General features: G+C 71.7%; 17 protein-coding genes. 4 read left to right on the forward strand and 13 right to left on the reverse strand.

Going from position 1 to position 24,127, the window contains the following annotated elements:
• Positions 1–120 precede the first annotated feature (120 nt).
• Positions 121–1,374 carry a DUF4143 domain-containing protein gene (locus CcI49_RS14545; protein ID WP_076827134.1) on the forward strand — a complete coding sequence of 418 codons (1,254 nt, stop codon included), beginning with the start codon at positions 121–123 and terminating at the stop codon, positions 1,372–1,374.
• A 484-nt stretch (positions 1,375–1,858) separates the two neighbouring features.
• Here the strand turns inward: CcI49_RS14545 and CcI49_RS14550 are convergent, their stop codons facing one another.
• From CcI49_RS14550 to CcI49_RS14565, 4 genes are all read right to left on the reverse strand, one after another.
• Positions 1,859–2,998: a VCBS repeat-containing protein gene (locus tag CcI49_RS14550; RefSeq protein ID WP_076827136.1), complete on the reverse strand. Its 1,140-nt coding sequence runs from the start codon at positions 2,996–2,998 to the stop codon at positions 1,859–1,861.
• A gap of 56 nt (positions 2,999–3,054) precedes the next feature.
• On the reverse strand, positions 3,055–3,348 hold the full coding sequence (locus CcI49_RS14555; RefSeq protein WP_076827138.1) for a hypothetical protein: 294 nt from the start codon (positions 3,346–3,348) through the stop codon (positions 3,055–3,057).
• Positions 3,349–3,473: 125 nt separating this feature from the next.
• Positions 3,474–6,605, reverse strand: coding sequence for an AAA family ATPase (locus tag CcI49_RS14560; RefSeq protein ID WP_241840062.1), 3,132 nt, complete (start codon positions 6,603–6,605; stop codon positions 3,474–3,476).
• Positions 6,606–6,800: 195 nt separating this feature from the next.
• Positions 6,801–7,847, reverse strand: coding sequence for a lipocalin-like domain-containing protein (locus tag CcI49_RS14565; RefSeq protein WP_116437402.1), 1,047 nt, complete (start codon positions 7,845–7,847; stop codon positions 6,801–6,803).
• Positions 7,848–7,951: 104 nt separating this feature from the next.
• On the opposite strand from CcI49_RS14565, the gene CcI49_RS14570 reads away from it, so the two are divergent.
• Entirely contained in the window at positions 7,952–8,575 is a 624-nt protein-coding gene (locus CcI49_RS14570; protein ID WP_076827142.1) for a TetR/AcrR family transcriptional regulator, read from the forward strand.
• An 11-nt stretch (positions 8,576–8,586) separates the two neighbouring features.
• Here CcI49_RS14570 and CcI49_RS14575 read toward each other — a convergent pair whose 3' ends face one another.
• Positions 8,587–9,024 carry a DUF202 domain-containing protein gene (locus tag CcI49_RS14575; RefSeq protein ID WP_158230769.1) on the reverse strand — a complete coding sequence of 146 codons (438 nt, stop codon included), beginning with the start codon at positions 9,022–9,024 and terminating at the stop codon, positions 8,587–8,589.
• Positions 9,025–9,177: 153 nt separating this feature from the next.
• On the opposite strand from CcI49_RS14575, the gene CcI49_RS14580 reads away from it, so the two are divergent.
• Positions 9,178–9,852 (forward strand): GAP family protein, encoded by a 675-nt coding sequence (locus CcI49_RS14580; protein WP_076827145.1) that lies wholly within the window; start codon positions 9,178–9,180, stop codon positions 9,850–9,852.
• Between the two features lie 260 nt (positions 9,853–10,112).
• Here CcI49_RS14580 and CcI49_RS14585 read toward each other — a convergent pair whose 3' ends face one another.
• From CcI49_RS14585 to CcI49_RS14605, 5 genes are all read right to left on the reverse strand, one after another.
• Positions 10,113–11,984: an alkyl sulfatase dimerization domain-containing protein gene (locus CcI49_RS14585; RefSeq protein WP_076827147.1), complete on the reverse strand. Its 1,872-nt coding sequence runs from the start codon at positions 11,982–11,984 to the stop codon at positions 10,113–10,115.
• A gap of 106 nt (positions 11,985–12,090) precedes the next feature.
• Positions 12,091–14,274 carry an RNA polymerase recycling motor ATPase HelR gene (helR, locus tag CcI49_RS14590; RefSeq protein ID WP_076827149.1) on the reverse strand — a complete coding sequence of 728 codons (2,184 nt, stop codon included), beginning with the start codon at positions 14,272–14,274 and terminating at the stop codon, positions 12,091–12,093.
• Positions 14,275–14,566: 292 nt separating this feature from the next.
• Entirely contained in the window at positions 14,567–15,820 is a 1,254-nt protein-coding gene (locus CcI49_RS14595; RefSeq protein WP_116437404.1) for a Fic family protein, read from the reverse strand.
• Between the two features lie 467 nt (positions 15,821–16,287).
• On the reverse strand, positions 16,288–17,070 hold the full coding sequence (locus CcI49_RS14600; protein WP_241840063.1) for a hypothetical protein: 783 nt from the start codon (positions 17,068–17,070) through the stop codon (positions 16,288–16,290).
• 50 nt (positions 17,071–17,120) lie between these two features.
• Complete coding sequence (locus CcI49_RS14605; protein ID WP_241840064.1) at positions 17,121–17,732, reverse strand: TetR family transcriptional regulator; 612 nt, start codon at positions 17,730–17,732, stop codon at positions 17,121–17,123.
• 68 nt (positions 17,733–17,800) lie between these two features.
• Here CcI49_RS14605 and CcI49_RS14610 point away from each other — a divergent pair, with 68 nt between their 5' ends.
• A complete protein-coding gene (locus CcI49_RS14610; RefSeq protein WP_241840065.1) occupies positions 17,801–19,495 on the forward strand; it encodes an MFS transporter in 1,695 nt (564 codons plus the stop codon).
• A 76-nt stretch (positions 19,496–19,571) separates the two neighbouring features.
• On the opposite strand, the gene CcI49_RS14615 is transcribed toward CcI49_RS14610, so the two are convergent.
• From CcI49_RS14615 to CcI49_RS14625, 3 genes are all read right to left on the reverse strand, one after another.
• The gene (locus tag CcI49_RS14615; RefSeq protein WP_076827153.1) at positions 19,572–20,528 is read right to left on the reverse strand and encodes a DUF6454 family protein; all 957 of its coding nucleotides are present in this window, start codon (positions 20,526–20,528) and stop codon (positions 19,572–19,574) included.
• Positions 20,529–20,598: 70 nt separating this feature from the next.
• On the reverse strand, positions 20,599–22,692 hold the full coding sequence (locus tag CcI49_RS14620) for an AMP-binding protein (RefSeq protein WP_076827155.1): 2,094 nt from the start codon (positions 22,690–22,692) through the stop codon (positions 20,599–20,601).
• Positions 22,693–22,742: 50 nt separating this feature from the next.
• The gene (locus tag CcI49_RS14625; RefSeq protein WP_054569366.1) at positions 22,743–23,978 is read right to left on the reverse strand and encodes a cytochrome P450; all 1,236 of its coding nucleotides are present in this window, start codon (positions 23,976–23,978) and stop codon (positions 22,743–22,745) included.
• Positions 23,979–24,127: the final 149 nt, after the last annotated feature.

The raw sequence follows: 24,127 nt of genomic DNA on the forward strand, positions 1-24,127 counted from the left end.
CAAGCACCAACTTCGGTGCCGATGCCCTGGTGCTCAGCCTGCGCAATGCCCCGCAAAACGTGTACTCGAAGGCCCGCAGAACTTGTACTACAGGCCCCGCAAAACATGTAGTGTTGCTGTATGCCCATGTCAGGGTACGTTCCGCGGATCGCCGACGGTCCGCTGGCGAACCTGCTCACCGAGCTGCCTGCGGTCATGGTCACGGGCCCGCGTGCGGCGGGGAAGACGACCTCGGCCAGGCGGATCGCCGGCGACGTTCTGCGGCTCGACGACCCCGCGGTCGCCGCGGCGGTCGCGGCGAATCCGGATGCGGCCCTGCGCCGGGTGAGCGAGCCGGTCCTCCTCGACGAGTGGCAGGAGGTGCCGGAGGTCCTGGGCGCGGTCAAGCGTGCGGTCGATGAAGATCCCAGACCTGGCCGGTTCCTCCTCACGGGCAGCGTCGAGGCGGAATTCACCACCCGCCAGTGGCCCGGCACGGGGCGGGTCGTCCGGCTGGTGCTGCACGGCCTGACCGAGCGGGAGATCGCCGGTGCGGTCGACCAGCCGAGCCTGCTCGAACTGCTCCTCACCGGCGATCTCTCCCGCCTGAGCGTCTCCGGTCCGCCGCCGAGCCTGGACGACTATGTGGACCTGGCGCTGCGCAGCGGCTTTCCCCAGGCCGCCCTGCACCTGAGCGCGCGTGGGCGGCTCGCCTGGCTGGACGCCTATGTCGACCATGTCGTCACCCGCGATGTGGCCGCCGCGGGGGAGCAGCGCGACCCCGTCCGGCTGCGCCGCTATCTCGAGGTGCTGGGGCTTTCGACGGCCGGGCTTCCCGCCGACGGCACGCTCTGCCAGGCCGCCGAGATCAACCAGCGGACGGCGGACGCCTACGACCGGATCCTGGGCGCGCTGTACCTGCTCGACCTCGTTCCCGCCTGGTCGACGAACCGTCTGCACAGGCTGACCAAACGGGCGAAGCGGTATCTGACCGATCCCGCCCTCGCGCTCGCCGCAGCCCGGGTGGATGAGCAGAGCGTCCTGCGTGACGGGGATCTGCTCGGCCGGATCCTCGACACCTTCGTCGTGGCTCAGCTGCGACCGGAGGTCACGCTGCTGCACCCGCGTGCCCGGCTGCACCACATCCGCTCCCGCGACGGGCAGGAGGTCGACATCGTCATCGACCTCGGCCGGGGCCAGGTGATCGCGATCGAGATCAAGGCATCCTCGGCGCCGTCGGCCCGGGACGCCCGTCATCTCGCCTGGCTACGCGATCAGCTCGGTGCGGACTTCCGCGCGGGAGTCGTGTTCCACACCGGTCCGCTTCCCTTCGACCTCGGCGACCGGATCTGGGCCCTGCCCATCAGCGCCCTGTGGGCCGCCCGCTTCAGTTAGCCGACCGGAACGCGTGGGCTCCGGAGGCATGGTGGTGGCTCGCCCGCACCGCCCGGGCTGGGCCCCGCCACCCGAAGCCGAACTACAGCTGGTTCACGCACAGCAGCACCTCCGGTGATCTGGCGTCGTCCTCTCGGACGAATCTGATCTCCGTGCTGAACAGTCCACATCCATTTTTGGGGAGGTTTGCCAAATTCGAATCGAATCGGCTCACGACCCGGGATTTGTCGGCGGCGGAAGAGCAACCGACGGGGCGGTGCGGGTGCCCAGGCTCGTTCAGTCCTCGAAGCGGGCGAGTGCGATGTGCGGCTGGCACGCCGAAGCCCCGCGTTCGCTGTGGTGCGGCGAATACGGGGCACGGGACGCTGCGACTGGCCTCAGCCGCAGCGGGTGACGCCGAAGGGGACCTCACCGCCCGTTCACGATCTGGCATGCGGTGCTGTTCCTTCCGCCGCGCACCGCCGCGCGGCGGGCCGGGAAAGGCTCAATGCCAAAGAGTGAGTCCTAGTGCGTAGTTTCTGACCGGAAAGTTGTCATGCCATTTCTCGCTGTTTCCGAAGTACTGGACGATTCCAGTCCGGGACGTCCAGAAGTAGGTGCTGGGCGCGACCCGCACGTCGTTGGCGGGACCGCCTGTGTAGGCCAGGACGTCGTCGCGGCCGTCCCCATTGGCGTCACCCACGCCCGGGTACTCTGATTCGAGCGCGAAATAGTCCTGCCACTTCGTCGAGCCGGCGAATCCACTGCCCGTCGACAGTGCGACGTACACGTCGGCCGCGGAGCTGTGGGTGAAGGAAACTATGTCGTCCCGGCCGTCACCGTTGAAGTCCCCGATCGCGGGATATTCGCTGCCGGCCGCGAAACTGTCCTGCCACAGTGTTGCGGGGTCGAACCCGTAGCCGGTCGACAACGAGACGTACACGTCCGCGGCGATGCCTCGGGTGAAGACGACGAGATCGTCCATGCCGTCGCCGTTGACGTCGCCCACCTCGGGTGCCGCTTTGGTCCCGGTGGGAAATGCGCTGGCCACGGCCTGGACGGAATCGAAACCGGTTGCGGTCGACAGCGCGAACCGGATGGTGCCGGCCTCGGAGCCGGCGGTGACGAAGGCCGCGACATCGGCCAGGCCATCGCCGTTGAAGTCGCCGACCGCCGGTACGGCGGCCGGGTCGTCGACGGTCAGCAGCTGCCCGGCGGGCAGGGAGTCCAGCCAGCCGGGCGCGTCGACGAAACTGGAGCCGGTACTGAGCATGACGCGGACCGCACCAGTGTTGCTCCCCCGCATGGTGATGGTCACGAGGTCATCCCTGCCGTCTCCGTCGGCGTCGGCGACCAGCGTCACATCAGCGCCGTTGTCGCGCACCGCGTCTGCCCAGTGCTCCCGCGCACCGAAGGTCGTCAGCGAGCTCCACTGCGCCGGCAGGACGGTACTCAGCGCGACATCCGCGCCATCGGTCGTACCGCCGAAGGAAATGATGTCGTCGCGGCCGTCGCCATTGAAATCGCCACTGCGATTGGCGATACCAGGGAGATCCGTACTCGCCTCGGCGCTGTCGGCGACGGCCCAGCCGGCCGCCCACAGAACAGCGGCGACCAGCGCGACCCGGCCTGCCTGAAGCCTCATTGCCTTGTTGGACCTTTCGAGTCAGGGAGCTGTTGAAGTCCTGTCGCGCCGAGCTCTCAGGCGATTGGCTGGCTCACGTAGGCGCGGGCGACGTCGATGCCGATGATCTCGGGCCGGCCGGCGGGTTCGGGGCCCAGCGCGCGGGCCAGCGCCGGGCCGAGGGTCGTCGCGAAGAAGTCGTCCGCGTGCGCCTTCGACTCCCACAGGGCGACGACGCGCAGCCGGCCGTCGGGGCCCGCCCCGACATAGCGCGCCCGCAGGCCGGCGGGTTCCACGCCCACCTGGGCAAACACGGCGTCGGCCTGTTCGACGGTGTCGAACGGCGGGACGGCGATGGTGATCCACTGCATTTCTGGTTCCTCCCGGTTTCCTGCGGGTTCCTTTTCGCCTTCTGGCCCGGGGAGAGCCGGCGACGGGAGGAACGTTAGGCGCACGGCGCCGCCGTGACGTCCGCCGAACTACTCACCGGGCATACTCACCGCTGCACGCCGGGTGAGTTGCGGACGACCCAGGCGGCGATCTGACTGCGCGCGCGGAAGCCGAGCTTGGTGAGTATGTGCTGGACGTGGTTCTGCGCGGTGCGCTCGGAGATGACGAGCCGCCCCGCGATCTGCCGGTTGGTCAGGCCCTCGGCGACCAGCTGGGCGACCTGCATTTCCCGCGGGCTCAACGTGGCCTGCGCCGGCCGCGTCACCGCCGGCCCCTGCCCCGCTACCACCGGCCCCTGCCCCGCTACCGCCGGCCCCCGCCCCGGCGTCGCGTCAGCCGGCCCGCCTGCCTGGGGAGGCACGCCGGCGGCGGGCTCGGCGGCATCGTCCAGGCTGGCGACAAGCGCCGCGGTGCGATCGGTGTACGCGGTCATGCCCAGGGCCCGCGCGACGCGGTCGGCGTCGCGGGCGGCGGAGACGGCCAGGTCCCGGTCGCCGGGCGCGCCGCGGGCCAGCAACGCGGTCGCCAGGTGGTAGCGCGCTTCCGCCGCGAAGCCCGGCGCGCCGGCCTGGCCAGCGATCCCGGCCGCGGTGGTCAGGTCGTCGACAGCCTGGTCGAGCCGGCCGAGGGTGAGCGCGCCGCGCCCCAGGGCCAGCTCCACCGGGCCCAGGTAGGAGACCCCGCCGCCGCTGGCGTGCTCGCCACGGAACGCCGCCAGCCGGTCGAGCAGGCCGTCGAGCTCGTCGGGCCGGCGAAGCCCCGCGGTGACGAGACCGGCGACGGTGAGCACGGCGTAGACCTGGCCGGGCAGAACGAAGAACGCCGGCAGCGACCACGAGGAGGGCGGCCCGGCGAGCTCGTACGTCGCCGCGGCCGCCTCCGGCTGCCCGGCGATGAGGAACATGGCCGCCCGGGTGAGCGGGGCCATCGCCCGGAAGCGGGGCGGCGGCTCGAACGTCTGCCGCAGGACGGCCTCCGCCTCGCTGCCCGCCTCGCTGCCGGCCCCGGCGTGGAAGCCGCTGCCGACGCCGGTGCCGGTGCCGGCGCCGAGGTGACAGGCGAGCGCGTAGGTGAGCGCCATGTAGGCGCCGCTGGCCGGTGCGGGTTCGATGGCACGCATCCGGTCGAATCCGCGCCGCCCGGCCGCGAGTGCCTCGGCGTAGCGGCCCCGTGCCTGGGCGACGCACGCGGTGGCCCGGTCACGGTGCCAGGCACTGACCGGTCCGCCGACCTGCTCGACAGCCGCCCGCAGCCCGGCGAGCTCCTCGGCCGCCGCCGGAAGCTGACCGCTCTCGACCAGCGCCTCGATCCGCCACAGTTCGCCCCACATGGCCGTCCGGGCGCTGTTCGTCCGGCGGGAGAGCGCCAGCATCTCGGTGGCGAGAGCAAGCCGTTCCTCCCGGCCGGCCGGCCCTGGGCAGGCTTCCTGCCGGGCGCGCAGCGCGTCGGCGAGCGCCTGGTCGTCGCCACATCCGCGGGCGAGCGTGAGCGCCTCGGCGCTCTGGCTCGCCAACTGGTCCTGCTCACCGGCGTAGAAAGCCAGGTGGGCGCGCTGGGCCAGCAGCCGGGCGCGCAACGCCACCGTCGGGGATGTCGGATCCTCGGCGGCCGTGGCTGTGTCAGCAGTGGCTGTGTCTGCAGCGGTGGTGGTGGGGGTGGCTGTGGCTGTGCTCAGCCGGGCGAGGGCCTCCTCGCAGAGCTGGTGGGCGAGCGCGTTGACGTCCTGCCCCGGCGCCGCCTCGAGCACCAGCGCGGCGTCGGCGAGCAGATCGGGCCGTCCGGCCGTGCGTGCTGCCTCGGCCGCCCGGGCGGCGGCGTCCAGGCAGCCCGCCAGATCACCGGCCAGGTAACTGGCCCGGCCGAGCGCGACCAGGAGGTGGCAACGCTCGGTGTCGGTCGTCGAGCTCTGGCCGAAGGTGAGCGCGGCCCGGTACAGCCGTGCGCCCTCCTCGTGGGCGAGACGGCGCACCGCCTCATCGGCGGCCCGCGCCGTCCAGACGCGGGCCGCCTCGGCCTCGGCCGCGCCGTAGGGCGCGAGCTGCGCCCAGTGCCGCGCGATGTCCGCCAGGTGCTCGGCCGGATCGTCCGCGAACCGGTCCGCGAGGGCGGTGGCAACCGCGCGGTGCAGGCTGGCCGCTTCCGGGCCGGCGAGTGACGCCACGACGGCGTCCCTGGTCAGCACGTGCGCGAACTGGAACTCGCCGGCGCCGAGCCGGTCGAGCAGGCCATGCGCGACCGCCTCGTCGGCCAGCCGAAGGCACTCCTCGACGGGCTCGCCGATCACCGTGGCGACGAGCGCGATCCCGAACCGCCGGCCGGCGACGGCAGCGGCCTGCACCAGCCGGCGGCACCGCGGACCGACCCGGTCGAGCCGGGCTCCGACGGCGTCGAGCACGGTGCGTGGAGGCTGCTCCGGTCGCCAGGTGCCGTCCGCCACCGCCCGCCCGATCTCCCGGACGAACAGCGGGTTCCCGGCGGTGACCTCAAGCACCAGCCGCGCCGTCGCCGTCATCTCAGCCTCAGCCTCGGCGGTGGACTCGCCATCGGACGCGGCGACCTCCGTCCCCGAGGCCGTCATGCGCCGCAGCTGTTCGCCGACCTCCGCCAGGTCGAACCCCCGCAGGTCGAGACGCACGGCGGCCGGTGACCGCAGCAGGTCGGGCAGCACGCGGGCGATCGCGCCGGCCGGTTCGCGGTCGCGGAAGGTGGCGAGGATCAGCAGCTGCGCGTCGGCGACCTGATCGGCAAGATGGCGCAGGACGAGCAGGGAAGGCTCGTCGGCGCGGTGGATGTCGTCGAGGACCACGGTCAGCCCGCCCCGAGCCGCGACGCTGCCGATCGCGTCGGCGACGCCCTCGAACACCCGGAACCTGTCCTGCGGCGACTGCGCCTCGCCGTGCCCGAGCACATCGTCGGGATCGACGCCGAGCGACCGCAGCGCCTGGCGCCACGGCCAGAAGGCGGGGGCGCCCTCCGCCTCGGCGCAGCGACCCCACGCCACGGCGCGTCCGCCGGCCAAGGCCATCCCGGCCAGCTCACGAGCGAGGCGGGTCTTCCCGATTCCCGCCTCGCCCGCGCACAGCACCAGGCGACCGGCGCCACCGTCAGCCGACCTCAGCCATCCGCGCAGCGCCGCGATCTCCCGCCTGCGCCCGACGATCGCGTCGGGCGCAGGCAAGCCGCGGGCTGGCACCTCGCCCGCTTCGGCACGATCATCCACCGGCTCAGTGTGCACGGCGGGCAAGCGTTACGGGCTGACCCGCCACGGATCGTGGCCTACCGTCTGGTCGGAATCCGCTGGACCTCGGCGGGCTGGTTGTCGACAGCCTCGGGCCGGGCCGGCGCGGGTCTCTGGAACGCGCCGTCGGGCTGGCTACCGTGAGGCGAACTGCTCGACGTAGCAGATGCCGGTCACCGGCAGGCCCTTGTAGATCCCGGTGACGGTCGCGCTGCCCTCGTAGCGTGGCCCGGGTACGGTCAGTTCCTGGTTGTTCGTGACGGCCCTGACATTCAGGGCCGCGCTCACGCCTGGGATGGTGACCTTCCAGCGAGTGATGTAGCTGGCCTGGGTCGCTGGGCTGGTCCATTTGCTGGCGGTGTCAGGTGTGATCGTGGCTTCGGCGATGGTGTGCGTTCCGTCAGGGCGCAGGACGGTCGCCCAGGTGGCGGTCTTGCCCTTGTCGATGGTGCTCCACAGGCTGATCTTGTCCCCGTTGGGGAGTATGGGGTTCATCCAGGTCCAGGTCGCGTCGCCGGTGGAGATGTCGGGCCCCGGTCCCCATTGGCGGTCGAACCAGGACTCTCCGCTGATCTTGTCGGTGTGGCCGTTCAGCGTCAGTGTGCCGGTCGTGTCGATGGTCGGGTAGGCGTATTCGTAGTTCGGGTACTGCGGCTCGCCGAACATGGCGAAGTAGCCGGTTCCCATGTTGTAGAGCACTGGTCCGCGGGGCCGGAGGGTGACGCTGATCTGCCCCTCCGGGACCTTGGCGACCAGGTTCATCTGCGTGGAGTCACCGGTCCAGGTGATGTTCGGGGTGTGGATGTCCACGCCCGGCGCGTTGGACAGGCCGGCCTTCGGGCCGAGCGCGACGTTGGAGGCGGTGTACCAGCCGGTGGTCTCGTCCGTGACCGACACGGACGAGGCGGTCAGACCGAACTGGCCGTTCCCGACGGCCAGGTAGTGGGCAAGGAACGCGTACCGGTGGCGGCCCGCGGTCACGTGCGCGGTGAGGTACCAGGACTCGTTGAGGCGGTCGGCGCCGGGCGCCAGGGACGCGGCCGGGTCGACGAGGACCGGGAGAGCGGTCGGGTCTAAACGGGCAGTGGCAGTGCTGCCCGCGGTGGCCGTCGGCAGCGCGGATGAGGGGATCACGAACGAGGCGGCGAGGGCTGATGCGGCGATGGCGATGGTTGCGCTCACAGCGCGTCTCCGGATCACGGCGTCCTCCTGAACTTGGATTTGGATCCAGATCCAAGTCTGGTCCGATTCGTCCTGAGGTGCCTACCAAGGAGTAGGAATTCCACATGAGCCGGGGACGCAAAGGGGAGCAGACAGAGGCCGCCCTGAAGGACGCGGCTCGCCGGGTGCTGGAGCGCAAGGGGTACTTCAACACGACGATCACCGACATCACGGCCGAGGCCGGCAGGTCCCACGGCTCCTTCCACCACTACTTCGCCAGCAAGGACGAACTGCTCATCGCGCTCACCGCCGAGCACGCGGTGAACCTCTGTGGCCAGATCGACCCCGAGGAGCATGCCCAGGGTCTCCACACCTGGGTGGGCATGCGCGCGCACGTGCGGGAGTTCTGGCGGGCGTTCCGGGACCATCAGGCCGTGAGTGTGGCCATCTTCCAGGCCGCGATGATCTCCGACGACTTCGCGCGACGCTGGCGTGACGTCAACGCGCACAACATCGAAGTGCTCGCCGACCACCTCCGCGTATCGCAGGCGGCCGGGCACCTGCCGCACCTCGACCCCCGCCTCGCCGCCGCCGCGCTGGCCGCGATGTGGAGCCAGTTCTGCCTGCTGTGGAACAACCCCGCGCTGCGGCCCGTCGGAGTGTCACAGGACCCGGAGCTGGCCATCGACACCCTGGCAAGGCTCGCGCTGTCCGGCATCAGCGGTCAGCAGCCATCTGCCGAACCGTGAGCTGGACGGTGTCAACGCAGCGTGACGTCGCGGTCGGCGAAGACGAGGAGAACCAGAGCGATCAGGATGGTCGTGCCGACGACGAGGCTGACCACGGTCGGGCCAAGGGCGTACGCACTGGTGGTGAACGCGCCTTCGTCGATCTCACGGTTGACCCGGCGGTAGCGGGCGGTCGCATACCAGAGGCCGGCGCCGCCGACCCCGGCCAGGATCGCGCCCGCGGCCAGCGACGGGGCGGTCGTGACGTCGCCGAACGCGGCGAAGGCGAGACCCAGCGCCATCACGTTGACGGACGTCCGCAGCCAGGCCAGGAACGTCCGTTCGTTGGCAAGGTGGTCACGCGCGTTGGAGCCGGGCGCCGGGCGGTCTGGGGACTGGTCACGGCCACCGGGCGGGTGTGGGGGTGGCTCGTGGCCGGGCCGCTTCCGCAAGGGCGGATCGTCGGTCACCGTCGCGTTTCCTCGCTTCCGCCTTCCCGGTCGACGGCTGGCCAGTCCTGAGCAGGTCAACCATCACCCTGGGATACTTATAGTTGTTGATCGAATTCATAGAGTAGTCATCGGTCTGGTGGGTGCAAGTCCGGAGGAGCGAAATGTCCGGCCATGGGTGACGCGGCGGAGGCTCTCCTGCCGCTGGCGGTCGGAGCGGCGATCAGCCCGCTGCCGATCGTCGCGATGATCCTGCTGCTGGGCGCGCCGCGGGCACGGGCCAGTGGGCCGGCCTTCGCCGCGGGCTGGCTGGTCGGCCTGTGCGCCGTCGCCGCACTCGCCCTGGCCGTCGCGGACGGCCGCGACTACAGCGCTCACAGCGGTCCCACGACAACAGTGCGGGTGATCAAGGGCTGTCTCGGGGCGCTGTTCCTGTGGCGCGCGGCCCAGCTGTGGCGGCGTCGCCCGGACGGGCGGCACCCGGCGCCCCAGCCGACCTGGATGGCGACGATCCAGAGCTTCGGCCCGCGGCGGTCGGCGAGGCTCGGCGCGCTGGTGGCGGCTGCCAACCCGAAGAACCTGTCGTTGACCGTGACCGCCGCGGCCGTGGTCGCCCAGAGCGGGGTGTCCGGGCTGACCCAGGCCGGCGCGCTCGCGGTCTATGCGCTGCTCGGCACGGTGGGCATCCTGACACCGCTGGTCGCCTACCTCGCGCTGGGCGAACGGGCGAGGGCGCCGCTCGACGAGTGGCGGCGGTGGATGGTGGCGCACAACGGGCCGGTCATGATGGTGCTGTTCCTCCTGCTCGGCGCCCTGCTGCTCGGAAAGGCGATCGGCGGTGGCCGCTGACCGGCGGGGAGCTGCCCGTGACCGGCGGGGAGCTGCCCGCCATCGGCCGCAGCTGGCGATCTCCCTGCGCGGCTATGAGCTCCGCTCCGCTGGTGGCGTGCCGTGGCACCTGGGCCGGCAATTCATGACAAGAGCGACAAAAGGCCCGCAGAATCGCCTGATAATCCGCAAGAAGTGAGGGTTTTGGTTGTTGGGGCAGCCGAAATCCTCCTTCCTTGCTTGCCGGCAATGCCAACGACAGGTGTCGGATCAGGGGCGGATCAGGGTTCGACGATGTTGAAACCGGGGTCGCCGGGGTCGAGGACGCCGAGCAGCTGCCGCAGGGTCCGCTCGTCGCCGTCGAGTGAGAGCCCGGCGCCGCGGGCGGCGTCGAGGCGGCCCGCGGCCACCGCCGCCATCGCCGCCCGGGGCAGGGTGATCGTGAGTGAGACGTCGCCTGCCCCGCCGCGCACCGCGGTGAGGACGCCGTTGGTCAGCGTCGTGCGGAAGGACGACCCGTCCGGCCCGTCGTCGGGGAACACCCAGCGGATCGCCAGGTCGAGATGCCACGCCTCGGGCCCGTTCACCTGCACCGACAGCGCGTCGAGGAACATCTCCGGTGGCAGCTGGGCGAGCAGGTCGGGGGCGCTGGTCACGGTCGGTGTGCCGAAGTTGCCGTCCCGCAGCTCCTGCGCCCCGGAAAGGTAGCAGTTGCGCCACGTGCCGTTCTCACAGTCGAACCCGAGCTGTTCGAGCACGTCCGCGAGCAGGGCCCGGCCTTCCTCGTGGTCGGGCTCGGCGAACACGACATGGTCGAGCACCTGCGCGGCCCACCGAAGGTCGCCCTCGTCGCCGCAACGGCGCGCCTTGTCGACCACGGCGTCGGCGCCGCCCATGAACTCGACGTAGCGGCGTGCCGCCTCCGCCGGGGGATGCTGCCACAACCGGGCCGGATTCCCGTCGTACCAGCCCATGTAGCGCTGGTAGACCGCCTTGACGTTGTGGCTCACCGAGCCGTAATAGCCGTGTGCATGCCAGGCACGCCGCAGGGCTGGCGGCAGCTCGACCATCTCGGCGATCTCCGCCCCGGTCCAGCCCTTGTTGATGAGCCGGACGGTCTGGTCGTGCTGGTAGGCGTACAGGTCACGCTGCAGCCGAAGGAACTCGACGACGTTGTCCGCGCCCCAGGTCGGCCAGTGGTGCGACGCGAAGACGACGTCCACGCCCGAAGCGCCGCCGGCGCTGTCAGCGCCGGCGGTGAACATCTCGATGGCCTCGGTCAGGTAACGGGCCCAGGAACGCGGGTCGCGCACCAGCGCCCCGCGCAGCGTCAGCACGTTGTGCAGGGTGTGGGTGGCGTTCTCGGCGATGCACAGCGCCCGCCGTGCGGGGAGCAGGAAGTGCATCTCCGCCGGTGCCTCGGAGTTCGGCGCCAGCTGGAACACCATCCGCACCCCGTCGACGGTCAGCTCCTGGCCCGTCCGGGTGATGTCGACGGTGGGCGGGATGAGGCTCACCGTCCCGGTCGAGGTCGTCTGCCCCAGCCCGGCCCCGACCCCGCCCCGGGGCCCGCGGGGCAGCGCCGCGCCGTACATGTAGCCGGCCCGGCGGGCCATCGCCGTGCCCGCGTAGACGTTCTCCGCGATCGCGTGCTCCAGGAACCCCTGCGGCGCGATCACCGGCACCCGGCCGGCGTCGACGTCCGCCTCGTCGACGACGCCCTTCACCCCGCCGAAGTGGTCGGCGTGGCTGTGCGTGTAGATCACACCGGTGACCGGCCGGTCGCCGCGCTGCGACCGGTAGAGCTTCATCGCCGCCCGCGCGGTCTCCACCGACAACAGCGGATCGATGACGACGACGCCCGCGTCGCCCTCCACGAACGAGACGTTCGAGAGGTCCAGGCCCCGCACCTGGTAGATACCGGGCACGACCTCGAACAGCCCCTGGCGGGTGACCAGCGACGACTGTCGCCACAGGCTCCGGTGCACCGAGTCGGCCCCGTCACCACGCAGGAAGGACGCATAGGAGTCGTTGTCCCAGACCACCGCGCCGTGGTCGTCCTTGACGACTCCGGGGTCCAGTGTCGCGATCAGCCCCCGCTCCGCGTCGGCGAAGTCCTGCCGGTCCTCGAAGGGAAGACCCGGATCACCCATGCCGCACCTCCCAGGTCGTGCGCGCCCTGATCCTCGGTGGCGGCGCCGGGGCCGGCAACTCGACCGCCCCGGCGCCGTGGCGCTCCGGTGACCCTGGTGACCGGTGTCAGGGGCTGGTGAGGATGACGAGCTGCCGGGTGGCGCGGGTCATCGCGACATAGCGGTCGACCGCCCCCTCGATGCCGTCGCCGAACGCCGCCGGGTCGACGAGGACGACCAGGTCGAACTCGAGCCCCTTCGACAGCTCCGGTGGCAGCGACCGCACCCGTGACGTCGCCGCGAACGTGGGATCGCCGATGACGCAGGCGGTCCCTTCGGCGTGCGCGGCGAGCCACGTGTCGAGGATCGAACCCAGCTCGGACGTCGGCCCGTACACGACGGGGAGGCCGCTGCTGCGGATCGAGGTCGGCACGTTGGCGTCCGGCAGCGCCGCGCGGATGACCGGCTCGGCCGCGGCCATGACCTCCTCGGGGGTGCGGTAGTTGACGGTCAGCGACGCCAGCGTGATCCGGTCGAAGCCGGCCCGCCCGATGCGCTCCTGCCACGACTCGGTGAAGCCGTGCCGGGCCTGGGCGCGGTCCCCGACGACGGTGAAGCTGCGGGACGGGCAGCGTGCCAGCAGCATCTGCCACTGCGCGTCGGTCAGCTCCTGGGCCTCGTCCACGATGATGTGCGCGAACGGGCCGGCGAGCAGGTCCGGGTCGGCGGTCGGCAGCGCGGCGGAGTCGACGAGGGTGTCCCGGAGGTCCTGCCCGCGCAGCATCGTCATCGCACCCTCACCGTCGTCGTCGGCCGCGAGCAGGTTGTCGATGACCCTGGTCATGCGTTCCTGTTCGGCCGCGGTCGCGGCGGACTGCCGGCGCCGGCGGCGGGCTTCGGCCGGGTCACCGAGGCGGCGGCGGGCCGCGTCGAGGAACGGCAGGTCGGCGACGGTCCAGGCGCCCGTCCGCGGGCGCTGGAGCCGGCGGACCTCGTCCAGGCTCAGCCACGGTGCGCATCTGCGCAGGTAGGCGGGTACCGACCACAGGTCCGCGACCAGGTCGGCCGCCTCAAGCAGCGGCCAGGCGTTGTTCAGGGCCGTGAGCAGCTCCCGGTTGCGCAGCAGCGACCGGCGGACCAGCCCGGCGGTGGCCTCGCCGCGGTCGCCGCCGTCGGCGTCCATGCCGGCGGCGTCGATGTGCTTGTCCAGCAGGATCGTGAGCAGCTCCGCCAGGACCCGGTCACGTGCCTCGTTGTGCGGGGTGCCGGGCTCCGGCGCGTCGAAGGCCTCGGCCCAGTCGTCGGGGCCGAGCCACAGCTCCGACCAGCCGGTCGTGATCGTCATGCCCTTGGTGGGGGGCTCCTCGTAGAACCGGACGGCCGCCTCGATCGCCCCCACCAGGTCCGCCGACGACTTCAGCCGGGCCACCTCCGGGTCGGCCTCGGCCACCGCCGCCGCGCCTTCGGTGACCAGGTCGCGCACGGTGCAGGTCTGCACGCCCTCCTCGCCGAGGCTCGGCAGGACGTCCGCGACGTAGGCCAGGTACGGCTGGTGCGGGCCGACCACCAGCACACCACCCCGGCGGGCACCGACCCGGGCGTCGGAGTAGAGCAGATAGGCGGTGCGGTGCAGCGCGACGACGGTCTTGCCGGTGCCCGGGCCGCCGTCGACGACCAGCGCGCCGTCGGACCCGGCCCGGATGATGGCGTCCTGGTCGGCCTGGATGGTGCCGAGCACGTCACGCATGCGGGACGTCCGGCTGCTGCCGAGGCTGGCGATGAACGCGGACTGGTCGTCGAGCGCCGCGTGCCCGTCGAAGACGTCGTCGGTGAAGATCTCGTCCCAGTAGTCGCTGATCCGGCCGCGGGTCCAGCGGTAGCGGCGGCGGCTGGTCAGGCCCATCGGGTTCGCATGGGTCGCGCCGAAGAACGGCTCGGCCGCGGGGGAGCGCCAGTCGAGCAGCAGCCGGCGCCCCGCGTCGTCGGTGAGGCCGAGCCGCCCGACGTACAGGGGTTCGGGCTCGTCCGGGTGGACCATGCGGCCGAGGCACAGGTCCAGACCGAAGCGGCGCAGGGCGCGCAGGCGGGTGCTCAGCCGGTAGATCTCGATGTCCCGATCCATCGCAGCCTGGCCGAGACCACCGGGAGCCAGCCGCTCGGCGTCGAGCCGGCGGACCAGGTCGGCGATCGACTGCTCCAGGTTCGCCGCGACGGCGGCCAGATGCCGCTCGTCGTCGGCGATCAGCTCCGGCGCGGCCTTGCCGGCGAGATGGTCGGGAAGACCGAACGCGCTCGTCGTCACCGGATTCACGCGAGCGGCTCCGAACCGAGGTGGATGCCCACCCCGCGTGGCTCGTTCGTCGACAGCGACACGTGCATATCGCGACCCTCGTTTCCGCAGTTCCGGCTTCGGTCCGCGATTCTGCGGTACAACCTGGGTCTTGCGGCAAGCCCCCCGGCATGCTATAGCTTAAAAATGGCAGCAGGATGCTGCGCCGGCCCGAATCTCCGCCGGCCCGGATCTCCGCCGCCCCAACGCATCTGCTCGGCATTGCTGCCGCCCCGTCGACCCACGTTCGCTGGCCGGGTGTGCCCGCTGGCCGCTACGGAGCGCCGCGGCGGCCGGCGCGGGCGGCGAACGAGTCCAGTGCGCTGAGGACCTCGGAGGCCTGCCACATGCGGTTGCGGGTGAAGCCGGTGAACTCGGTGATGATCCCGGCCTCGGCCAGCGGCGCGATCACCCGCTGGGCGTTCTGCCGGGTGACACCCAGCTCGGCCGCCACCGCCTGGGCGTCGACGACGGGCTGGCGCAGAAGCAGGTCCGCGAGCTGCCACGCCCGGGCGTCGCGCCGGATCCTCAGCCGGTTCTCCCAGCCGGCGCGGATCGCCCGCAGCTCGCTCGCCAGCTGGCGCCCGTTCGTGATCGCGGTGACCGACGCCGTCGCGAACCTTTCGACGATCGGGGCCACGTCGCCGTCACGGTAGGCGTCGAGGGCGTCGAAGTAGGCCGCGGTGTCGGTGAGCAGGCCGGCCGAGACCGGCACCGTGACGTTGCGGGTCAGGCCATGGCGACGCAGCATCGCGTGGACGAGCGCGCGGCCGGTTCGGCCGTTCCCGTCGGGGAACGGGTGGATCGTCTCGAACTGGGCGTGCGCGACGGCCGCCTGGCTCAGGACCGGAACATCGGCCCTGTTCGCGAAGCGCAGGAGATCCGCCATCAGGGCCGGGACGTGGCAGTGGTGCGGGGGAATGAACGACGCCCCATGGGGCCCGTAGGAGTCGCCGCCGATCCAGACCTGCTCCTCGCGCCACCGGCCGCCGATGCCCGGCGCGTGGCCCGCCATCAGCGCGGCGTGCATCGCGAGGACGGCGGATTCGTCCAGGCGGTCGGCGAGGTCGAGGGCCGCCCGCATCGCGGCGACGTTGCCGACGATCTCGGCCGCGTTGCGTTTCTCGGTGCTGCCGAGCTCGGCGAGGGCGATCGCCTTGGCTCCCGAGGTGAGGTTCTCGATCCTGGAGGATGAGGCGGACTCGGAGCGGAGCAGCACGGAGGCGAATGGCGCGACCTCCGCGCCGAGTTCCGCGTCGAAGCGGGCGATCTCGGCCGAGGCGTCGTCCGCCAGCGACGCCACGTGGACGGGTGGCGACGGAGCCCGGTCGGCGATCATCGGCACGACGGCGGCCCGATACGGACCCTGATGGCGTGCGCGCATCCGGGTGGAGACCAGATCATCCGGGATCTTCGAGGCCCAGTCGTGCTCCTCCCAGCCCAGGGCCGGCCAGCCGGTGCCCGCGCCCGCGCGCGTGCCGGCCTGGGCATCTCCGGCCCGCTGGCCGCCCGATAGACCTGAAACCATGGTCGAATCTTAGCTTCAGTAATGCTGTAACTGAAACTATGGGGCGGGTGCGGGCTCGGATCCGTCGGTGGCATGCGGCCAGGCGGTGCCCGCCTTCGGACGTCCTTCCGGCTCAGCCAGAGGTGAAGCGGGTGGTGGCCGTCGACGCTCGCGCAGTTGTGATCATGAAATTAGCACATGGTTGACCATGGAAATAGCACGTAGATCATCGGTGATTTAGCGCCCGGTGGCCCGGTGGCCCGGTGGCCCGGTGAGCTGGTGGGCTGGCGGTTCGGCTTGGCGAGTCGCAAGAATGAAGGATTTTTGTCGTTCCAACGACCGAAATCCGTCACTCTTGCGGGTTACCAGGCGGACCTACGCCCCTTTCACGGTAAATCGTGGTGCTGCGCGGCGATGCGGCATCTCGATGGGTGGCCGTGGCTCTTCGAACCGCGGCCTTGGGCCGCCGCCGGAGGCCGGTGCCCGGCTCAGCTGGTGGCGGCGTGGGTGGTGCCGATCAGAGCGAGTGCCCCGGTGCCGCTGTCGTGGACGTCGACCTCGCCGATGCCGCCGTGCACGGCGGCACGGGCGACAGCAGGCCCGACCCGCACCGGCCGCAGGTAGCGGACGTGCATGTGCGCCAGCGGCCGGTTGTCGGGGTCGGCGGAGCGCGCGGCCTCCTCGACGGTCGCCGTGAGCAGGCCGCCCTGGATCGCCTTCGTGCCGTTGACCACGTAGGGGGCCACGGGCATCACGGCCTCGCCCGGCGCAGTGCGCTCACAGCCGACCCGCCGCGCGAACGGCTCGTCCAGCGGTGCCTGCCCGGCCTGGTACCTGGCCAGCGCCTTCGCGATGCTGGGCATCGTCTTCGTCGGGTCGGGTGCCGCCATGAACGTGCCGTGGCCGAAACCGACCCGTGCCCCCGCCGCCGTGGTGATGTCCATCCGGGCGACGACAACCGACGACCCGGCGCGGGCGATGCGCGCAGCGGTGCGCAGTGAGGTGGCGCCGTCGATCCCGGCGAACAGGTGGACGTCCAGTTCGAGGGTGACCACCAGCCGCGGTTCGAGGGCCTGGATGGCGAGCATGCCGAGCTGGGTGTCGACCCAGGTGGCCGCGATCGAGATCATCGGCCGGCGGCTGCCGGACGCCCACATCGTCGGAAGCACCTCGACGGTGCCGGGCAGCTCGCCCTCCACGATCTGGCCCAGGCCGAGCCCGACCTCGGCGAAGGCCGGAAGTCGTCTGCGTGTCTCCTGTGGACTGGTCACGCGTCCGAATATGGCACGGGTGGCCAGTTCCGTGTCGCTCGCGGTGACCGTCATCGCCAGCCGGGGTGCGGGGAGCGCAGCACGGCGCGCAGCCCGGGGGAGAGGTACCGGACTAATTCATCGGCGGGCATGCTCGCGATGGGTTCGAGCCGGAGGACGTAGCGGCTGAAAATGATGCCGGCCACCTGCGCGCTGAACGCGGCTGCCCGTTGGGGGGCATCGGCGCCGCCCAGGTACTCGGCCACCCGACCGATGATCTCGCGCTCCAGTACCTCCCGGAACAGCCGGGCGAACTCTGGCTCCTGCATCAGCGCCACCGCCATGACCTCCAGCTGGCCGCCGAGGTCGGGCTCGTCCCAGGTGGTGAGGATCGTGCGCAGCACCCGCTCCGGCATGGTGGCCCGGTCACCCCGCAGTGCGCTGGACAGCAGTTCGGGCGGGTTGGCGACCAGGCCGAGCGCCGCACCGAACAGGCCCTTCTTGGAGTCGAAGAAGTAGCTGATCAGGGCGACGTCCACGCCGGCCTCGGCGGCGATCGAACGCAGTGAGACCGAGCGATATCCCTGGTCGAGGAAACGGCGGCGGGCGACCTCGAGGATCGCGGCGCGGGTGTCCGGGCTGCCGGGCCGTCGGCCGCGGCTGCCCGCGACGGGTTTATTCATCACCGTTGAAATCATGGGACGCGGTACCGCAGGTTGGCAACGTCAGAATCTCCCCACCGGAGGTCACGATGACCATCCCCACGGCGGCCCAGGAGCCGCCGACCGGCCCGCAGAACGGCCCCGTCGGCCCCGTCGGTACCAGCGGCGCAACCGGCGCAACCGGCACCGTCGGCACCGGCGTTCGCAGCGGCGCCGCCGGAGCCACCAGCCACGCCGCCGGAGCCACCAGCCGCGCCACCCTCCCAGTGATCATGCTCGCGCTCGCCACCGTCGTCGCCGCCGTCGCGTCGCTGAACGTGGCGCTCCCGTCGATCGCGCGCGACACCCATGCCACCCAGACCCAGCTGTCCTGGATCATCGATGCCTACGCCCTGCCATTCGCTGCTCTGCTGCTGCTCGGCGGGGCCGTCGGCGACCGGTACGGACGCCGCCGAGCCCTGATCGCCGGCCTCGCGATCTTCGGCGCCGGCTCGGTGGCGGCGCTGGCGGTGAGCACTCCCGGCTGGCTGATCGCCCTGCGCGCGGTGCTCGGCGCCGGCGCCGCCCTGGTGATGCCGGCGACCCTGTCGACCATCACCGCGACCTTCCCCGCGGACCAGCGTCCGCGCGCCGTCGGAGCCTGGACGGGCGTCGCCGGGGCGAGCGCCCTGCTGGGAGTGCTCACCTCCGGCCTGCTCCTCGAGTTCTGGTCGTGGCGTTCCGTCTTCGGGCTGAACGTCGCGCTCGCCGTGGTCGCCCTGGCCGCGACGCTGCGGGTGATCCCCGAGTCGGCCGACCCGTCCGCCCCGCGGCTGGATCTGTTCGGCGCGCTGCTGACCGTGGTCGGCCTCGGCGTCACGGTCTACTCGGTGATCGAGGCGCCGACCGAGGGATGGACCAGCCCCCGGACGCTCGGCGGCATCGCGGGTGGGCTCGCGGTGCTGGCCGGGTTCGTGGCCTGGGAGCTTCGGGCCCGCACTCCGCTTCTCGACCCGCGCCTGTTCGGTCATCGCGCCTTCGCCGCCGGGACGCTGTCGATCACCGTGCAGTTCTTCGGCTTCTTCGGTTTCATCTTCCTGGTCCTGCAGTATCTGCAGCTCGTCCGGGGCGACAGCGCGCTGCGCGCGGCCCTGAGCCTGCTGCCGATGTCCCTGGCGATCATGTCCGGTGCCCGCGGGATGGCGCCCCGGCTGGTTCCCCGGGTGGGCGCGCGCCCGGTGATCATTCTCGGGCTCGTCCTGGTCACCACCGGTCTGCTGGTGATCTCGCGGCTGGACGGCACGAGCGCCTACTGGTCGCTGCTCGCCGGCCTGCTGCCGCTCGGCGCCGGTATGGGCCTGGCCATGACCCCCGCGACGACCGCGATCACCGAGGCGCTGCCGGCCGCGAAGCAGGGCGTCGGCTCGGCGGTGAACGATTTGGCCCGTGAGCTGGGCGGCGCGCTCGGCATCGCCGTGCTCGGCAGCGTCATGCAGTCGACCTACCGGGACCAGCTGCAGCCGGCCGGTCTGCCGGATCAGGTCGTCGAACAGGCCCGCTCCTCGCTGGCGGTCGCCTCCCGGCTGGCACCCGAGGTGGCGCGCCAGGCGCAGAGCGCGTTCGTCGACGGCATGCAGCTCGCGCTGACCTGCGCGGCCGTTGCGGCCGCTGTCGCCGCCCTCGCCGTGGCGGCCCTGCTGCGCCGCGACGGGGCCGTGGCCGCCATCCCGCACCCGGCGTCTTCTGTCCCAGCCTCGGCGTCACCGAAGTCCCCGGAGGCCGAGTCGTTCGCAATGAAGAGTTGAGCATTTCTGGTAGTTGGCGGGCATGGCACCGCACCCGGCCGGGCACCGCACCCGGCCGGGCAGACCGACCTCGGTCTCAGGCGACGGGCGACTCGAACACGATCAGCTCCGTGCCGGCGATCTCCTCGCCGTCGTCCGGCGCGGTGAACAGGCGCAGCGTGTTACCCGTCCGCTCCAGGGCGACGGGGTTGCGGGTGACGACATGGCCGGCCGAGGAGAACCTCGAGAACGGGACCTCGTGCAGGATCGCGTTGTCCGACAGGTCGCGCAGCGCGATCCCGCCCAGCTCGTAGCTGCCGCCGGTGGCGGTCGCGAGGCCGGTGACCCCGCCGCAGATCTGCTTGCCGGCCCCGGCGTAGTCGCAGTCCTGGTAGTCGAGCATGTGGTCCTCGTTCGCCTGCCGGGTCAGCTGGCGGCCGTTCGCCGACCAGGCGTACAGGGTGCGCGAGCCCCAGCTGACGCCGTGCACGATGCCGGTCTCCCGGTCCCGGACGACCCCGCCGACGTGGTCGTTCACCCGGAACGCCTCGGCGACCCGGTACGTCCGCGGGTCGAGGCGGTAGACGATCGCCTTGCTGTTCGGCCGGTACTCGGCGACCGGGACCCACACCGACGTCCCGTCGAAGTCGATGCCGCCGGGGTGGTAGACCGTGCCCTCGCCGAGGGTCACGTCCTTGAGCAGGGTGCCCTGCCGGTCCAGGACGAGTACATGCCCGACGCCCCGACCCGGCGTCCGGTCGTAGCCGTCGACGGGCGCCGGGTAGCGCACCGGAGCCTCCAGGATCTCGACGGTCGACAGGAAGATCTTGTCGCCGACGAGCGCCAGGCCCTGCGGATGGTAGGTCGGGAAGCGCAGCGAGATCTTCTGCACCTGCGTCCAGGACGTCGACCGCGTGGTGGCGGCGAACGCGACCGTGGCCGGATCGTCGCGCCGCGGCTGCTTCGCCGTCGCCGACGACGTGCTCACCACGGCACCGGCGACGGCCACCGAGGCGATCGTCGCGGCGGCACGGACGAGCCAGGAACGTTTCATGCGGATCCTCCCAGACAGGTGCACAGCCGGTTCGCGTCACCGAGCCTGCACACCTGGCCTGGCCGGACGGTTACCAGTCGGTGGCGGACGGACGTCCGGAAGAGGGAGTGTCCGCGGGCCGTAGGGGGGTGGCGGGAACGTTCGGCGGGGCGGCGAACATCGCGGCGATGTCCGCGGCGTACTTGGCCGCTATCTGGGCGCGGCGCAGCTTCGCGGTCGGCGTGAGCTCGTCGGAGTCCGGCAGCCATTCGGCCGCCAGCACGCGGAATCGGCGGACCTTCTCCGGCCGGACCAGGGTTTCGTTCGCCGCGCCGATCTGCCGGGCCAGCTCTGCGAGCAGGTCCGGATGCGCGGCCAGGTCGGCCAGGTCGGCCAGCTCGACCGGCGTGGCCGGCCGAACCGGCTCGGCCGGGTCGTGGCCCACGACGCCCTGCCCGGTGGCCCAGCGCTCGGTGGCCCACTGCTCGGTGGCCTGCGCGTCCAGGATGACCAGCGCCCCCGGGCCCGGCTGGCCGTCGCCGACGACGCAGACCTGCCCGACGAGCGGCTGCGCGGCGAGCGCCATCTCGACGGCGACCGGTGAGACGTTCTCCCCGCCGGCCGTGATGAGAAGCTCCTTCTTGCGCCCCCGCAGGACGACGTAGCCATCGTCGAGGGAGGCGAGGTCGCCGGTGCGGACCCAGCCATCCCGATCGACCGTGGCGCTGGTCAGCGCGGGGTCGTCGAGGTAGCCACGGAACGCTGCCCCGGAGCGGAACAGCAGCTCACCGTCGTCGTCGAGGCGTACTTCGACACCCGGCATGGGCCGGCCGACGGTGCCGGGCCGGTACGCGAACGGGTCGACGGTGAGCATGCCGGTCGACTCGGACAGGCCATAGCCTTCGAACATCGGCACGCCCAGGCCGATCCAGCTGGCCAGCAGCGACGGGTTCGCCGGCGCGGCGCCGATCGCGCCCGTCCAGAGGTCACCGAGGCCGAGGCGGGCACGCAGCTCCCGGGCGGCCGGTCGCAGTCGGGCATGCTCGCCGGCCAGCTCGCCGGGGATCGCCTCGCCCGCGAACCCGAGCAGCGCGACCCGCTGGCCGAGCTCCAGCGCGCGCCGGTACCGGTCCGCCAGCGCCGGGTCCCCGAGGGAGCCGACCCAGGCCCGCAGCTCGCCCAGGAACCGCTCCCACAGGTAGGGCGGGGCGAAGAACAGCTGTGGCGGCCGGTCCGGGAGCACCGAGGCGACGTCGGCCGGGTTGGGGCAGACGACATCCTCCAGCCCGGCGTAGACGTGGCAGTACTGGGCGTAGAAGCGGGTGGCGATGTGGGCGAGCGGCAGGTAGCTGATCCAGCGGGCACCGGTCAGGTCTCGGTCGAGCCGGCGGCGGTAGCTCTCGCACTGCCACAGCACCGCCCGCTGGTCGAGCAGTACGCCTTTGGGGAGCCCGGTCGTGCCGGAGGTGTAGATGACGGTGGCGAGATCCTCGGGCCGGGCCAGCGCCGCCCGCCCGGCGAGGTTCACCGGCTCGGCTTCGAGTAGGTCCGTCCAGCTCAGCACGCCATCGGGCAGCACACCGTCACGCGGCATACCGTCACGCGGCACGCTGTCACGCAGCACGCCACCGGGTGGCGGGCCTTCGGTCGGCGTGCCGCTGGCCGGCGTGCCGCCGCCCAGGTCACCGGCCGGGTCGCCGGTGCCGGGGCGCAGCACGATGACGTGCCGCAGCCCCGGTAACGCATGGCGGACGGCCAGGACCCTGTCGAGGAGCACACGATCCGCCACGACGACGACGCTCGCGCCCGCGTGCGCGACGAGGTGGCGGATCCGCTCGGGCGGCGACGAGTTGTAGATCGAGATCGGGCATCCGCCGAGCAGGAGCACGGCCGAGTCCAGCACGTGGAACTCGGGGCCCGGGTGGGTCAGGAGCACCGCCCGGTCACCGCGGCGGAACCCGAGCCGTTCCAGCGCTCCCGCGATCCGGGCGACCTGCGCGCCGTACTCCCGCCACGACCAGGCGCGCCAGGTGTCCCCGTCCCGCCAGTGCACGCTGGCCTCGTCGGGCCGAGTCCGGCACTGCCGCGCGAGTAGTCCGGGCACGGTGAGCCCGGCGACCGCGGCCTGGATGTCCGCCGCCTCGGCCGCCGTCTGAGCCCCTGTCTCCGCTGACCCGGCTGCCATCGTCGACCTGTCCGACCTGTCCTCCGCCGCCGACCTGTTCAACGTCGTGGCTACGAGTCCGCCGGGAAGACCCGGGGGCCGGGGCGGAAGGTGATCGGCACCGACAGCGGTGCCCGGTTGAAGGTCGAGTGGTAGTGGACGTCCGCGCCTGGCTGCAGCCGGATGTCATGCAGCCGGCGGACGATCTCCTCGTACGCGATGCGCAGGTTCATCCGGGCGAGGTTGGAGCCGGCGCAGCGGTGCGGCCCGGCGCCGAACGCGATGTGCCGGTTCTGTTCCCGGGTGACGTCGAACTCGTCGGGGTTGGTGAACTCGCCCTCGTCCCGGTTGGCGGACGCCCAGTAGATGAGCACCTGCTCACCTGCCTTGATCTGCCTGCCGCCGAGCTCGGTGTCGTTCCTGGCGGTACGGCCGATGCAGATGAAGGACCCGTCGAGGCGCAGGAGCTCCTCCATCGCCTTGGGGATCAGCTCCGGCTGCTCGCGCAGCAGGGCCGGGATCTCCGGGTGCGCGCAGAAGCGCAGCAGCGAGGCGCCGAGCACGCCCGCGGTCGTCTCCAGGCCGCCGAGAATGAGCAGGTGGATGGTGCCGATCGCCTCCTCGAGGGTGATCGGCCGGCCCTCGATCTCCGCGTTCATCACCGCGTCCACGACGTCGTCGCGCGGGCCGGACCGCCGCCGTTCCTCGAGGAAGTCCTTGATCCAGAGGGCCAGCTTTCCGTGCGACTCGCGGGATTCCGGCAGGTGCGGTGACGAGGCGAGCGTCGCCAGCCGGTTGACCTCCTCGAGGTCCTCGGCGGGTGCGTGCAGGGCCAGGTCGAAGAAGGCCATGCCGGGCAGCGGCCGGGCGAAGGCCTCCATGAACTCGCATTCACCGGCCTCGATGAATCCGTCGATGAGGCGGTTCACGAGATCGCGGGTCGCTGATTCCCAGGCGGCGACGGTCGCCGGGCGGAAGTGAATGTTGATCAGTTTCTTGAAGGTGCGCTGCAGCGGCGGGTCGATCGTGACCGGGAGGACCTTTCGCTGCTCACCCTGACGTGGCACCGTGATGCCCAGCTCGGAGCTGAAGGTCTGCCAGTCCTGGGCGACCTTCAGAACGTCCTCGTAGGCGCTCGCGACCCAGAATCCTCCGTGCTGATCGCTGTGGGCGACCGGGCACTTTGAGCGAGCCAGCGCTAACGCGGGATGCAGGTCGCGGGCGAGCTCGGGGGAGAGGTGATCGAAATGCTGTTCGACCCACTCCGCGTCAATGGCCCCCGTGGTGGGGGTCGTCGTATCGGTCATTTCCTTGGCTCCTGTGCGCCCGATTGGTCGGTTCGCTCAGGATAACAATAAGTTAGTGTTCGTTTATCTTTTGGTGCCCTGAGCTGGGCAGATCTGTGCTGGGGGTGCCGGGTGGGCGGCCGGGTCACTGCTCGTTCCAGGTGTCCCAG

Origin of the sequence: Frankia sp. CcI49 (assembly GCF_001983215.1) — a bacterium.
GTDB lineage: Bacteria > Actinomycetota > Actinomycetes > Frankiales > Frankiaceae > Parafrankia > Parafrankia irregularis.